Origin of the sequence: Frondihabitans sucicola, assembly GCF_030296615.1 — a bacterium.
Classification (GTDB): Bacteria; Actinomycetota; Actinomycetes; order Actinomycetales; family Microbacteriaceae; genus Frondihabitans; species Frondihabitans sucicola.
In genome coordinates, this window is the sequence record NZ_AP027732.1 from 1,084,233 (window position 1) to 1,098,537 (window position 14,305).

Annotated in this window: 8 protein-coding genes and 3 pseudogenes; 8 read left to right on the forward strand and 3 right to left on the reverse strand. The window is 71.1% G+C overall.

Annotated features, from left to right (window positions below; all coding sequences use genetic code 11):
* Positions 1–98: 98 nt before the first annotated feature.
* Together QUE79_RS05720 and QUE79_RS05725 are read left to right on the forward strand one after the other, a co-directional pair.
* Positions 99–320 (forward strand): hypothetical protein, encoded by a 222-nt coding sequence (locus tag QUE79_RS05720; RefSeq protein WP_286345832.1) that lies wholly within the window; start codon positions 99–101, stop codon positions 318–320.
* A gap of 77 nt (positions 321–397) precedes the next feature.
* Positions 398–1,281 (forward strand): annotated as a pseudogene (locus tag QUE79_RS05725) (hypothetical protein).
* A 188-nt stretch (positions 1,282–1,469) separates the two neighbouring features.
* On the opposite strand, the gene QUE79_RS05730 reads toward QUE79_RS05725, so the two are convergent.
* Entirely contained in the window at positions 1,470–2,246 is a 777-nt protein-coding gene (locus QUE79_RS05730; RefSeq protein ID WP_286345833.1) for a DNA-formamidopyrimidine glycosylase family protein, read from the reverse strand.
* A gap of 156 nt (positions 2,247–2,402) precedes the next feature.
* Positions 2,403–7,210 (reverse strand): annotated as a pseudogene (locus QUE79_RS05735) (Lhr family ATP-dependent helicase).
* A gap of 108 nt (positions 7,211–7,318) precedes the next feature.
* Between QUE79_RS05735 and QUE79_RS05740 the strand changes: the two are divergent.
* From QUE79_RS05740 to QUE79_RS05755, 4 genes and pseudogenes are all read left to right on the forward strand, one after another.
* A complete protein-coding gene (locus tag QUE79_RS05740; RefSeq protein WP_286345834.1) occupies positions 7,319–7,963 on the forward strand; it encodes an FMN-dependent NADH-azoreductase in 645 nt (214 codons plus the stop codon).
* 62 nt (positions 7,964–8,025) lie between these two features.
* Positions 8,026–9,008, forward strand: a pseudogene (locus tag QUE79_RS05745) (aldo/keto reductase).
* Positions 9,005–10,267, forward strand: coding sequence for an MFS transporter (locus tag QUE79_RS05750; RefSeq protein ID WP_286345835.1), 1,263 nt, complete (start codon positions 9,005–9,007; stop codon positions 10,265–10,267). The pseudogene QUE79_RS05745 and the gene QUE79_RS05750 overlap by 4 nt, the downstream one beginning before the upstream one ends.
* A gap of 101 nt (positions 10,268–10,368) precedes the next feature.
* The gene (locus tag QUE79_RS05755) at positions 10,369–11,262 is read left to right on the forward strand and encodes an SDR family oxidoreductase (RefSeq protein ID WP_286345836.1); all 894 of its coding nucleotides are present in this window, start codon (positions 10,369–10,371) and stop codon (positions 11,260–11,262) included.
* Between the two features lie 236 nt (positions 11,263–11,498).
* Here QUE79_RS05755 and QUE79_RS05760 read toward each other — a convergent pair whose 3' ends face one another.
* Positions 11,499–12,218: a FadR/GntR family transcriptional regulator gene (locus QUE79_RS05760; RefSeq protein ID WP_286345837.1), complete on the reverse strand. Its 720-nt coding sequence runs from the start codon at positions 12,216–12,218 to the stop codon at positions 11,499–11,501.
* A 262-nt stretch (positions 12,219–12,480) separates the two neighbouring features.
* On the opposite strand from QUE79_RS05760, the gene QUE79_RS05765 reads away from it, so the two are divergent.
* Together QUE79_RS05765 and QUE79_RS25270 are read left to right on the forward strand one after the other, a co-directional pair.
* Positions 12,481–13,782, forward strand: a complete 1,302-nt coding sequence (locus QUE79_RS05765; protein ID WP_434011074.1) for a GntP family permease — start codon at positions 12,481–12,483, stop codon at positions 13,780–13,782.
* A gap of 195 nt (positions 13,783–13,977) precedes the next feature.
* Entirely contained in the window at positions 13,978–14,301 is a 324-nt protein-coding gene (locus QUE79_RS25270; RefSeq protein WP_350271645.1) for a gluconokinase, read from the forward strand.
* The last annotated feature ends 4 nt before the right edge of the window (positions 14,302–14,305 follow it).

Here is a 14,305-nt window from a genome sequence, read left to right on the forward strand (position 1 = left end):
CACACACGATGAGTTGTGAATGGGGTGGCGAAGTGAATGCTTACGGGGAGCTTGCACGTGATCTGTGGAGGGCTGCCGACGAGCGGCGCTTCCTCGCGATGGAGAGGCCGGACGACTTCTTCGGCGAGCTCGGGTCGCGGGTCGAGAAACGCGTCGCCGAACTGATCCCGATCTTCGCCGGCGACGCCCCGACCAACGAGCCGGCCCGCTGTCGCGACCTGCGCCTCCGCAAGGCCAAGAAGCAGTCCGAAGAGGTGGCTTATCAGGAGCTCATCTTCTCGCAGTCGGTCGTGCCGGCGTCGGAGCTCGTCGAGGCGTGACGGTGCGCTGCGTCGCCTGCCGGGTGGCGTGATCCTGCGCGGCCTTTCGCAGCTTCGCCGCCTGGGATAATCGACAGGTGACTTCTTCTGCGCCTGCCCTCGGACTTCTCCTCGACGTCGACGGCCCGATCGCCAGTCCGGTCACCCGGAGCATCAACCTCCCCGCGATCACTCGCGACCTCGTCGCGCTCGCGTCGGAGGGGTTCCGCTGATCTTCAACACCGGTCGCTCCGACGCCTTCATCCGCGACGAGGTCGTCAGGCCGCTGATCGCCGCCGGGCTGCCGGCCGACGCGCGCGTGCACGGTGTCTGCGAGAAGGGCGCCGTCTGGTTCTCGATCGGGCCGCAGTTCGGGCCCACCGGCATCGGAGGGCTGAGTGTCGACGAGTCCCTCGCCATGCCCGCCGACTTCGCGACGGAGATCGAGACTCTCGTCGCGTCCCGGTTCGCAGACGACGTCTTCTTCGACCGCACCAAGCGCGCCATGGTCTCCGTCGAGCAGCTCACGTCGATCGACACCGACGCCTACCTCGCGCTGCAGCCCGTGTTCGACGCGCTGGCGATGGAGGCGCTGCAGCGCCGGGGCTTCGGAGTCCGGCGCCTGGACGACGTCCGACCGGACGCCTCGGGCGAGGTGCAGTGGCGGATCGATCCGACCATCATCTCGACCGACATCGAGTCGATCCTCCTCGGCAAAGACCTCGGCGCCCGCCGTGCCCTCACCCTCCTCTCGGCCGACGGAGAACTCCCTCTCGCCTGGCGTACTGTCGGCGACTCGCGCAGCGACTACGCCATGGCCGACTGGCTGCACGCGGCGGGCTACACCGTCGAACACGTCGACGTGCGGCCGGCCGACGGTGTGCCCTCGAAGGCCTACCCGATCCGCGTGTCGGCGACCGGTGCCATCCACGACGAGGCCGGGGCGGAGTTCCTGGCGGGGTGGTTGGGCGAGGTGGCGTAGGGGGCTTCGCTTGTGCGCGTGTGCGGCGTCTCTCCGGCTGAGCAGGTCGGCCGGTCGCAGAGGAGGCGTGCTGAGCGCAGCACGAGAACGGGCCTGCAGCGTCGCGAGCGCCTTGAGTCGTGCGTGATCCTGCGCCGCCCGGAAGGACGCTTGCGCGAATCCCGTGGTCGGCGTGAAGCGGGCACGCGTCAGGTCTGACAGCGCGGGCACCAGTAGGTGTCGCGGAGCTCCAGCTCGGACTCGCCGAGGGAGCCGCGCCGGATCGTCGTTCCGCAGCGGAGACAGGGCTTGCCGGCGCGGCCGTAGACCCAGTCGGTCGCCCCGCGGAGCGTGCCGGTGGTGGTGCGCTCGACGCGGTCTTTGTTGGCGTGGATCAGGCGGTGGGCGAGGGTGACCAGGCGCGGCAGGTCGGGGACGTCGCCGACCGGGCGGGTCGGGAGCACCCCGCGGAGGAAGCAGAGTTCGTTGCGGTAGACGTTCCCGAGACCGGCGAGGGTTCGCTGGTCGAGGAGCGCTAGTCCGATTTCGCGAGCAGGATCACGGGAGAGGTTGGCCAGCGCTGTGTCTGCGTCCCAGCCGGGGCCGAGGAGATCGGGGCCGAGGTAGCCGACCACCGAGTCGTCGGGATCGCGCGGCACGAGCTCGACGACGCCGAGGTCGAAGCCCACGGTCACCCAGTCGGCCGTCTCGAGCACGACTCGCGCCTGGTAGGCGGGACGCCGCCACGCGGTTCCGTGCCGGTAGCGATGCCAGGAGCCCTCCATTTTGAAGTGGGTGTGCAGGGTGAGGTCGCCGATGTGGTGGAGCAGGTGCTTGCCGCGGCTGACGACGTCGTCGACCGTGCGGCCGGAGAGGTCGACGGTGGCGAAGGCAGGGACGCGGAAGTCGGTCGTCGTCAGGACCTGGCCCCGCAGGATCTCGTCGAGGTTCTTGGCTGCGCGGTAGACGGTATCGCCCTCGGGCACGGTCAGCGGCCTCTCGGGCTGCACGGGGCCACCCGGCGTGCAGCAGGGCCGCGGCCCACAGCGCCGCGCGACCAGTGTGCCCCGAGTCGGCCCGAGCGACGGGGCCCCAGCGCCGGGCCCCCGGCCGGGAGGATCGCGTCGCCGAGCGTCTGCCGCTCACGAGCGCAACCGCACGCCGCTCGGCGTCGGCGCGAAGCCGGCGGCCCGGAGAGCGTCGCCGAACGGACTGCCGAGGACGAACTCGCCGTCGACCCGTTCGACGGCCAGCTTGCCGAGGCGTGCGCGCACCACCGCGGCGAGAGAAGTGGCAGCGGCGGCCAGGTCGGCTTCGCCCGGCTCATCGAACGTGAGGATCGTCTTTCCGCCCCGCTCGACGTAGACGACGAGTCGGCCGTCGACGAGCACGACCAGCGCGCCGGCCTTGCGGCCGGGCCGGTGCCCGCGGGGGAGTCGTCGGGCACGGCCGGCCACGGGAGGGCTGCTCCGTACGGGTTGGCCGGGTCGGTGGCCGCGAGCGTGATCACGGGGAGGTCGGCGCCGCGCCCGGGGGCGGCGAGACCGTCGAGTGTCGAGCCGTCGCCGAACCCGCCGGCCCCGGCCGACGACCCGTCTCGGACGAAGGTGCGCAGGCGGTCGACGGTCGGCCCGGTCGCGAACTGCGCTGCTCCGAGGCCTTCCACGAAGTAGCCGCGTCGGGCGCGACCCGTTTCTTCGAACGACGAGAGCACCTTGTAGACGGTCGAAAAGCCGCCGCGGACGCCCTCGTTGACCACGGCGCCTCGGGTGACGACGCCGTGCCGCTCGAGGAGAAGCTCGGCCTGGGCGGCCGCGCGGATCGTCGCGTCGGGCTCGGCCAGGGGCAGCAGCGACCAGCGGCCGCCGACCGTGGGCGGCCCGGACTGGCGGGGCAGGACCGCGCGGGGCCGGCCGCGGTACGACGCGCGCGACCGGGTGGGGGTGCGCGGTCGGGGTGGCCGGCCGCCGACCTGCGTGCGGAGCGGGGCGAAGGTGTCGTTGGTGATCTGGCTCTGCCAGACGAGATCCCAGATGGCCGTGGCGAGTGCCTGGTCGTCGGTGGATCCGACCGCATCGGACAGCTGCCGGAAGAAGAAGGCGCCGCCACCGGCCAGAGCGGCGAGCACCTCGCGCTGCAGCTCGGTCGTCTCGGTCGTGGACGGCTCGGGGAGGGTGACCTGCGCGCCGTCGGCGAGGTGGAGGCTCACCCAGCCGTCGTTGCCGGGAAGCGCGCCGGCACCCGACCAGATGACCTCGCCGGTCGCGGTGAGCTCGTCGAGCATGCCGGTCGAGTACTCGGGGATTCTGGCGGGCAGGATCAGCGACTCCCACGCCGAGGCTGGAAGGGTCACCCCGCTGAGCTGGTCGACCACCTGGAGGACGCCGTCGAGCCCTCGGAGACCCGAGCCGCGAGCACCGGTCGCGACGTGCTGCCACGCCGGGAGGAACCGCCCGAGGGTGTCGCCCGAGACGGGCTCGACCTCGTGCCGAAGCGCGGCCAGCGACCGACTGCGCAGCTTGCGGAGAACCTCCGCGTCGCACCACTCGCTGCCCTGGCGGTCGGGCCGGAACTCGCCCTCGACGACGCGCCGCTGCGTGCCCAACCTGCGGAGGGTCTCGAGGACGACGGCCGTGCCGAGGCCGAGGCGCCGCGCGACGTCGACGGGTGCGAAGGGCGCGTGCGTGCGGGCGAATCGGCCGACGAGGTCGCCGAGCGGGTCGTCGACCGGTTCGACGAAGGCGGACGGGACGCCGATCGGAAGGTTGACGCCGAGGGCGTCGCGCAGGCGGCTGGCGTCTTCGATGCTGGCCCAGCGGTCGTCGCCGGCGTGGGTGAAGCGGAGAACGCGGTTGTTCCACGCCAGGGCGGACAGGGCCGCCTCGATCTCGGCGTGGGCGTCGTCCGACGGGCCGCCCGTCGGCAGGGAGTCGGCGGAAGCCGACCCGGCAGCCCCCGACGATCCACCCGCCGGGCCACCGGTCGACCCTGCCGAAGCAGCCAACCAGCTCCGCTCGACGATCTCGTCAGTCGACAGGGGCCCGAGGAGCCGCAGCAGGTCGACGACGCCCTCGATGTCGCGCGCTCGACGGTCGGGCGCGAGCCGCTGAAGCTCGAGCTCGTGCTGCTCGATGACATCGGCGTCGAGCAGCTCGCGCAGCTCGGCGCGGCCCAGCAGCTCGGCGAGGAGCGTCGAGTCGAGCGAGAGGGCGGCCGCTCGTCGCTCGGCCAGCGGCGAGTCGCCCTCGTACATGAACGCTGCGACATAGCCGAACAGGAGGGACCGCGCGAAGGGCGAGGGAACTTCGGTCTCAGTCTCGACGACTCGGATCTCGCGGCGCGTGAGCTCGTCGGTCAGCTGCATCAGCGCCGGGAGGTCGTAGACGTCTTGCAGGACCTCGCGGACCGCCTCGAGCACGATCGGGAAGGTCGGGTACTTGCGAGCGACGTCGAGCAGTTGCGAGGCCCGCTGCCGCTGCTGCCAGAGCGGCGACCGCTTGCCCGGGTTGTAGCGCGGCAGCAGGAGGGCGCGTGCGGCGCACTCCCGGAAGCGGGACGAGAACAGTGCCGACCCGCCGACCTCCTCGGTGACGATGGCGTCGAGGTCGTCGCGCTCGAACGTGAACAGGTCGGCACCCGGGGTTCGGCGTCGGTGTCGGGGATGCGCACGACGATGCCGTCGTCGGCGGCCATGGCGGAGCCGTCGATGCCGAGTCGGTCGCGGATGCGCGCCGAGACGGCCAGGGCCCAGGGGCGTGCACTCGCATGCCGTACGGGGAATGCAGGATCAGCCGCCAGTCGCCGAGCTCGTCGCGGAACCTCTCGACGACGAGCGTGGTGTCGGTCGGGACGTGGCCGGCGACGTCTCGCTGCTCGGTGAGGAACGCGAGCAGGTTCTTCGCCGCGCGTTCGTCGAGCCCTCCGGCGACGACGCGAGCGGTAGCCTCCTGCTCGCTCGACGTGGAGAGCTCACGCGTGTAGGCGCCGATCGCCCGGCCCAGCTCGGCCGGCCTGCCGATGCCGTCGCCCTTCCAGAACGGAACGCGACCCGGCTGACCGTAGGCCGGCGAGACGAGGACCCGGTCGTGCGTGATGTCTTCGATGCGCCAGCTCGTGGCCCCGAGCGCGAAGACGTCGCCGACCCGCGACTCGTAGACCATCTCTTCGTCGAGCTCGCCGACGCGGGCCGCCTTCTCGCCGACCATGAAGACGCCGAACAGCCCGCGGTCGGGGATCGTGCCGCCGCTGGTGACGGCGAGACGCTGGGCGCCGGGCCGACCCGTGAGGGTGCCGTGCACGCGATCCCAGACGATGCGGGGTCGGAGCTCGGCGAACTCGTCGGACGGATACTTGCCGCTGAGCAGGTCGAGGGTGGCCTCGTAGGCGGACCGCGGAAGCGAGGCGAAGGGCGCGCTGCGTCGCACGGTGTCGAACCACTCGTCGATGTTCACCTCGCCGAGGGCGACCGCCGCGACCGTCTGCTGCGCCAGGACGTCGAGCGGGTTCGCCGGCACCTGGAGCTCTTCGATCAGCCCGGCGACCATGCGCTCGGCGGCGACGGCCGAGTGGATGAGGTCGGCGCGGTGCTTCGGGAACAGCACGCCTCGCGACACCTCGCCGACCTGGTGCCCGGCCCGCCCGACGCGCTGGAGGCCGCTCGCCACCGACGGCGGCGACTCGACCTGGACGACGAGGTCGACGGCACCCATGTCGATGCCGAGTTCGAGGAACTCGTCGCGACGACGCAGCGGAGCCGGCCGCTCTTGAGGTCGTCTTCGATGATCGCCCGCTGGTCTTTGCTGACCGACCCGTGATGCGCGCGTGCGAGCAACGGCTCGGCGCCGGTGGTCTGGCCCGAGCTCATCATCTGAGCCGGAGGCGAACCGACGGGCACGGGGGCGGGGCCCAGGTCGTTGCCGCCCGGGCGCCGGGTGGCGGCGATGTCGTCGTCGGTGCCCGGGGATCCGGCGCTCTCGAATGCCCCGGCCGTGACGAGCGCGCCCTCGTCGGCGGTCACCGGGCCGAAGGTGCGCTCGACGTAGATGTCGTTGAGCCGCGCCGTCAGCCGCTCGGCGAGGCGACGCGAGTTCGCGAAGACGATGGTGGAGCGGTGCTCGAGGATCAGGTCGACGATGCCCTCTTCGACGTGGGGCCAGATGGACCCCTGCGGGGCGGAGCCGGCCGCCGACCCTTCGAGCGGGCCGGCGGTGCCCAGCTCGGTCATGTCGTCGACCGGGACCACGACGCGGAGGTCGAATTTCTTCTCGGAGGCGGGTGCCACGATCGCCACCGGCGCGCTGCCGCCGAGGAACCGTGCCACCTCTTCGGGCGGCCGCACGGTCGCGGAGAGGCCGATGCGCTGGGCGGGCTTCTCGAGCAGGGCGTCGAGGCGCTCGAGCGAGAGCGCCAGGTGCGCCCCGCGCTTGGTGGAGGCGACGGCGTGCACCTCGTCGACGATGACGGTCTCGACCCCGCGGAGGTTCTCTCGGGCCGCCGACGTGAGCATGAGGAACAGCGACTCGGGCGTCGTGATCAGGATGTCGGGGGCAGGCGCTGCAGCAGTCGCCGCTCGGCCGAGCTGGTATCGCCGGATCGCACGCCCACCGTGATCTCGGGCGCTTCGGTGCCGAGACGGCGGGCCGTCTGCGTGACGCCGACCAGCGGGGAGCGGAGGTTGCGCTCGACGTCGACGCCGAGGGCCTTGAGCGGGGAGATGTAGAGCACTCGCGTGCGGTGCATCTTCTCTTCGGGCGGGGAGACGACGCGAGCTTGTCGATCGACCACAGGAACGACGCCAGCGTCTTGCCGGAGCCGGTCGGCGCGATGACCAGGGCGTTCGCCCCGCTGGAGATGGCTTGCCAGGCCCCTCCTGCGCGTGCGTCGGACGCGCGAAAGCACCCCGGAACCACGTGGCGGTGGCCGGGGAGAAGCGGTCGAGGACGTCTGGCATGGTCGGACCATCTTCCCCCGGGCCACTGACATTGGTGCGGGCTGTTCCCAGGCGGCCGAGCCGGAGAAAACCACGGCGGTGACACCGGCAGGCGATAGCGTGGCATCCATGCCCACGCTGCTGCACCTCGACTCCTCCGCCGACCTCGTCACCTCCCGCTCGCGCGCCATCACGAAGGCCTTCGCCGACTCCTGGCGGGCGCAGGGCGACGACCACACGGTCGTGTACCGCGACCTCCACCGCGACCAGCTGCCCCACCTGTCGAACGCCGACCTGCACTTCCCGGGGCCGCTGCGCCCCGTCGATTCAGACGTCGACCCCGAGCAGGAGGTCCTGCAGAACGAGCTCATCGCCGAGCTGCTCGCCGCCGACGTCCTGCTCGTCGGTGTCCCGCTGTACAACTACTCCCTGCCCTCGACGCTCAAGGCCTGGGTCGACTACATCCACGTGCCGAGCGTCACCGCCCCGTTCGGCACCGACGAGTCGCAGCCGCTCGCCGGCCGACCGGCGATCCTCGTCTCGACCCGAGGCGGCACCTACGACCGCAACACCCCGACCGAGTTCGACGACCACGCCGTCCCGGCCCTTCAGCTCATCCTCGGCGGCGCCCTCGGCATGCGCGTCGAGACCATCGTCGACACCCGCACGCTGAGCGAGCGTTTCGGGGCTCCGCAGGCAGAGGTCGAGAAGCAGCACGCCGAGTTCGACGCGGCGATCGACGCTGCGACGTCGGCGGCGCACCGGCTGGGCTGATCCTGCGCCCGGGCCGCTCTCCGCGCCGAGTGACCCGCGACCGGCGGCAATAGACTCGACCCATGGAACAACGACGTCTCGGCCGCACCGCACGCGAAGTCTCGGTCATCGGGCTGGGCACCTGGCAGTTGGGCGGCGACTGGGGCGAGGTCGACGACAGCACCGCCTTCGCCATTCTCGATGCCAGCACCGAAGCCGGCGTCACCTTCTTCGACACGGCCGACGTCTACGGCGACGGCCGCAGCGAGAAGACCATCGGTCAGTGGCGGCGCAGCAACGAGGACGCCCCGCTCACCGTGGCCACGAAGATGGGTCGGCGAGAGGCGCAGGATCCCGAGAACTACACCCGCAAGAACTTCATCGCGTGGGTCGACCGTTCGCGCCGCAATCTCGGCACCGACACCCTCGACCTCGTGCAGTTGCACTGCCCTCCCACGCCCGTCTTCCACGACGCCGCCGTGTACGACGCGCTCGACGAGCTGGTGCAGCGCGAGGCCATCGCCGCCTACGGTGTCAGCGTCGAGGAGACGGCCCAGGCGCTCACTGCGATCGAGCACCCGAACCTCACGAGCGTGCAGATCATCCTGAACGCGTTCCGGCTCAAGCCGCTCGACGAGGTGCTGCCGGCCGCCCGAGAGGCCGGCGTCGCGATCATCGCGCGCGTGCCGCTCGCCAGCGGTCTGCTGAGCGGCAAGTACACCGCCGAGACCGAGTTCGCGCCGAACGACCACCGCACGTTCAACCGCCACGGCGAGGCCTTCGACCAGGGGAGACCTTCTCGGGCGTCGACTTCGAGACGGGTGTCGAGGCGGCGAAGGCATTCTCCGACCTCCACCCCGAGGGCGTCTCGACCGCGCAGTCGGCCCTCAAGTGGATTGTCGAGCAGCCCGGCGTCACCACGGTCATCCCGGGGGCCCGGACCGTGGAGCAGGCGCGCGCCAACGCCGAGGCGGGCGACGTCCCCGCCCTCGGCGACGAGTTCCACGATCGCGCCGAGCGTTTGTACGACCGGTACTTCCGCGCCAGCATCCACTCCCGCTGGTGAGCGCCGACGCGAGCGCCGGGGGAGGCTCCGAGCACAGCGTCGGCGGGTTCCGGGTCTACACCGAGCTCCTCGGGCCGCGCCAACGGCGGTCGCTGTTCGCCGCCGGCATCGCAGCGCGTCTGCCGATGGCCCTGGTCGGCTTCAGCATCCTCTTCTTCGTGCACGCCACCTCGGGTTCGTTCGCGACGGCGGGCTTCGCCTCCGGTCTCGCGGTGGCCGCGATGGCGGCCACCAGTCCGGTCTTCGGCCGGATCGCCGATCGCCGCGGCCAGAAGGGCGGGCTGCTCCTCGCGGCCGTCGGGCACCCCATCGCCGTCGCCCTGCTCATCGTCGTCGGCCTCACCGGCGCGTTCCTCCCGGTCGTCTCGATCGCGGCGGCTCTCGTCGGTGCGACGGTCGCTCCGGTCGGGGCGTACATGCGTGCCCGCTGGTCCGCTCTGCTCGGGCCGACGCCGCAGCTGCAGGTCGCGTTCTCCCTGGAGGCCATCGCCGACGAGCTGGTCTGGGTCTTCGGTCCTGCGCTGGCGTCGCTCGTCTCCGGCCTGATCAACCCCGCGGCCGGCCTCGTGCTCTCGGCCATCGCCGGCACTCTCGGCGCACTGTGGCTCCGACGCGGTGCCGACGTCGCCGTGGCTCCGGCGCCCACGTCCGGCAGACGCCACACGTTCGCCCCCTGGAAGTCGCGCCGCCTCGTCGCGGTCCTCATCGCCAACGCGGGGCTCGGTGTCGTCTTCGGCGTGAACGACACGACCGTCGTCTCCTGGACCACGAGTGTCGGAATCCCCGAGGTGGCCGGCCTGGTGCTCACCGCCTATTCGATCGGCAGCGTGACCGGTGGATTCCTGATGGGCATGGTCCCGTCCAGGATCCCCGCCTACCGCCTGCTGGGCGCGGCCGCCCTCGCGTTCGCCGTGTTCTGGGGCATCCTGTCGCTCGCGCCCGGGCCGATGTGGCTGTTCCTGTTCGGGTTGTTCGCCGGGGCGACGATCACGCCGTTCACGATCTCGACCAACCGCGTGCTGCACGAGAACACCCCGGCCGCCGTCTTCACGGAGGCCCTGGCCTGGGTGTCGGCCTTCGTCGTCGGGGCGATGGCCTTCGGCAACTTCCTCGGCGGCCTCATCGACCAGCAGATCGGGCCCAGCGCGGGCTTCGGATTCCTGGCGTACCTCGCGCCGATCCCGTTCGTGGTCATCGGCGTCGTCGGGATCCTGCCCGGTCGTCGCTCGTCTGCGGGCGTGGTCGACGCCGCGCGGTAGCCGCCGACGGCCGCGACATCGAAGCCCGTGGAACGCCGCAGAGCGCACCGCGTGTACCCCGTCTGAACGCCCGCGGCCCCGTCGCCGGGTAGACCGAACCGATGACCGACTCGATGTACACGCCCCAAGACCCCACCACGCAGTACCCCGGCCCGCCCTTCGAGAAGCAGCAGCAGTCCGGCCCCGGCGATGTGCACGACATGAAGCCGCGCCCCGACCACGGCGAGGAGTCGTACGTCGGCTTCGGGCGCCTGGCCGGACGCAAGGCGCTCGTGACCGGTGCCGACTCCGGAATCGGCCGCGCCGTCGCGATCGCCTTCGCCCGCGAGGGGGCCGACGTCGCGCTCGCCTACCTGCCCGAGGAGGAGACGCAGGCCAAGGAAGTCGAGAAGCTGGTGCAGGATGCCGGACGCACGGCCGTGCTGATTCCGGGCGACCTGCAGGACGAGGCGTACAACACCGAGCTCGTCGAGAAGACCGTGGAGGCCCTCGGCGGCCTCGACGTCCTGGCGCTGGTCGCCGGTGTGATGCCGACCGTCGACAGCATCGACGACTTCGAGACGGAGACGCTCGACCACGTGCTCAAGGCCAACATCTACTCGCTGTTCTGGACGACGAAGGCCGCGATGAAGCACCTGAAGCCGGGGGCGTCGATCATCACGACATCGTCGATCCAGGGCTTCGTGCCGTCGCCGTCGCTGGCGGAGTACGCGGTGTCGAAGGCGGGCATCGCGAACTGGACCCGCGCCATGGCGCAGCAACTCGCCGAGCGGGGCATCCGCGTCAACGGCGTCGCTCCCGGACCGGTCTGGACGCCGCTCCAGCCCGCGTTCGTGCCGCCCGAGAAGATCGAGTCGTTCGGCGAGGAGGCGGCTTACGGCCGTCCCGGTCAGCCGGCCGAGCTCGCGCCGCCGTTCGTGTTCCTCGCCTCGCAGGAGTCCAGCTACGTCAGCGGCGAGACCATCGCCGTGACGGGTGGCACGCCGACGCACTGACGCCGGGCCGATCCCGACTGCCTCTCCTTTTCGGGTTCCCCGCCCTCCCCGCCCTCCCGAAATCGAAGGGGATTTTCCGCCGATGCCCCGCCTTCCCGCCTGATCGGGCGGCCGGCCGGCGGATCCCCTTCGATTTCGGGAGGGCGGGCGGGCGAGAGGGAGGGAGGGCGAGAGGCGGCAGGGCAATGCAGGGCAATGCAGGGCAATGCAGGGCAGGGCAGGGCAGGGGCGCAGGATCAGCGCGCGGGCGCCTCGCGCACGAACTCGTCGAGCGTCGCGGTGAGCAGCTCGTCCGACCAGCGGTGCGCAGCAGTCGCATCGCGCTCCACGAGGGCCCGCGCGAGTTCGTTGTGGCGGTGTGCCGACGCCGGTGTGTACTCCGTGATGGTCAGTCGGCGCTCCTCGGTGCGCGTGCGTAGCAGCGCCTCGATGGTCGTGGCGAAGTGCGCCAGCACGGCGTTGCCCGAGCCGCGCAGGATCGAGGTGTGGAAGGCCACGTCGGCCTCCAGATACGCGCGCTGGTCACCGCTGGCGCTCGCCGAGACCATCGTCGCGGCCGCCCGCTGCACGAGGGACGCCTGCAGCGGCGTGAACGCCGTCGCAGCCAGGCGCGCGGCGACGGGTTCGAGCCCGAGCCGCAGTTCGAGGAGCTCGCGCATCTGCACGAAGTAGTCGCTGCTCCGGCCGCGCCATCCGATGACGAGCGGGTTCATGACGTCCCAGTCCTCGCGCGGGAGCACCTGGGTGCCGACGCGCTGCCGGGGTTCGACCATGCCGAGCGACTCGAGGACGCGCAGAGCCTCCCGCAGGACCGACCGGGAGACCGAGAAGCGCGCGCTCAGAACCTCGAGGTTCAGGATCGCGCCGCGCGGCAGGATCCCGTCGACGATCTCTTGACCGAGCGACCTGACGACGTGCGAGTGCAAGCCGCGATCCGTTCCCGGGGTCCGAGCCATTTGACCACCTCGTCGTTTCGTGACAGAGTCCATAAGTTCGATTAATCAGATTAATCGGATGTCTTGCAGAACCAGTGTGCCGCATCGGCCGCCGGTTCGACTCACCAGACGATGGGGTCGCACGGAAGCGGTCCCGGAAGAGGACGACGACGTGCACTTCTCCCCACCTCTCCTGGCTGCGGCCACGACACTCGTGAAACCGTCCGGCGGTGACGCCCAACTCGTCATCGCGGCCGTGGCCGGAGTCGCCGCGATCATCCTGATGATCACCTGGCTCAAGGTCCATCCGTTCCTCGCCCTGGCGATCGGGTCGATCGGCGTGGGCATCGGGGCGGGGCTCAGTCCGGCGGACACGGTGACCAGCTTCGGCAACGGGTTCGGCTCGACGATGACGAGCGTCGGGATCCTGGTCGGCTTCGGCGCCATGTTCGGCAAGCTGCTCGTCGACTCCGGCGGTGCCGACAGGATCGTGGACACTCTCGTGAAGCGTTCGAGTCCGCGATCGCTGCCCTGGACGATGGCCCTGATCGGCGCACTCATCGGGTTGCCGATGTTCTTCGAGGTGGGCGTGGTCCTGCTGATGCCGGTCATCGTGCTCGTCGCGCGCCGGTCGAAGCTGCCGCTGATGCGGATTGCCATCCCGGCCATCGCCGGGCTCTCGGTCATGCACGGACTCGTGCCTCCCCACCCGGGTCCGCTGGTCGCCGTCACCACCCTCGGCGCCAACCTGGGCCTCACGATCGCCCTCGGCATCGCCGTCGCGATCCCCACCGTCGTCATCGCCGGCCCGCTGTTCTCGGCCGTCGCCGCGCGGTGGGTGCCGATCTCGGCCCCGGCGCTGTTCGAGTCGGAGACGGATTCCGACGCGGACTCGGACGGGACCACCCCGAAGCGCCGGCCGTCCTTCGCGGTCGCGGTCGTCGGGATCCTGCTGCCCGTGGTCCTGATGCTGCTCAAGGCGATCTGGGACGCCGCCGACGAGAACGGCGCCGGTGCCCTCAAGAACCTGTTCGACTTCCTCGGGACGCCGATGATCGCCCTGGCGATCGCGTTGCTCTACGGCATGGTGTTCTTCGCTCGCAGCGCCGGGATGGGCCGCGACGACGTGCAGAGGTCGCTCGGGTCTGGCCTGCCGGCGATCGCCGGGATCCTGCTGATCGTGGGCGCCGGCGGCGGGTTCAAGCAGGTGCTGATCGACACCGGAATCGGCACCCTCATCGCGCACGCCGTCACCGAGAGCGGGGTGTCGGTGATCCTGGTCGCCTGGTTCGTCGCCGCGCTCGTGCGGGTCGCTACCGGCTCGGCTACCGTGGCCATCGTGACCGCCGCCGGAATCCTCGCGCCCGTGACCGCGCACCTCCAGGGCCCGGAGGTGTCGCTCGTGGTGCTCGCGGTGGGCGCGGGATCGCTGTTCCTCTCACACGTGAACGACGCCGGCTTCTGGCTGATCAAGGAGTACCTCGGAACGACCGTGGGCGAGACCTTCAAGACCTGGTCGGTCGTCGAGTGCATCATCTCGGTCGTCGGACTCGGCGGCGCGATGCTCCTGTCGGTGTTCATCTGATGTCGGCCGAGCGTCAGCCGGTCCTGGTGATCATGGGGGTCTCCGGCGTCGGCAAGTCGACGGTCGCGGACCTCCTGGCCGAGGAGCTCGGCTGGGACTTCGCCGAGGGCGACGTCATGCACCCGACCGCCAACGTCGAGAAGATGGCGGCCGGGCACCCTGGACGACGACGACCGCTGGCCGTGGCTGGAGATCGTGGCCTCGTGGATCCGCGAGCATACCGAGTCGGGTCGCCCCGGGATCATCACCTGCTCGGCGCTCAAGCGCTCCTACCGCGACATCCTTCGCGGGCCCGACGTCGTCTTCGTGCATCTCGCCGGGCCGATGGAGCTGATCGGCACCCGGATCGCCCACCGCCAGGGTCACTTCATGCCGCCGGCGCTGCTCGACTCGCAGCTCGCCACCCTCGAACCGCTCGGTGACGACGAGCGTCACCTCGTCATCGATGCCGGACGCGCACCGGAGGCCGAGACGGCCGAGATCATCGCCCGACTCGGGCTCGTTCCGGGTGTTGGATGAGCAC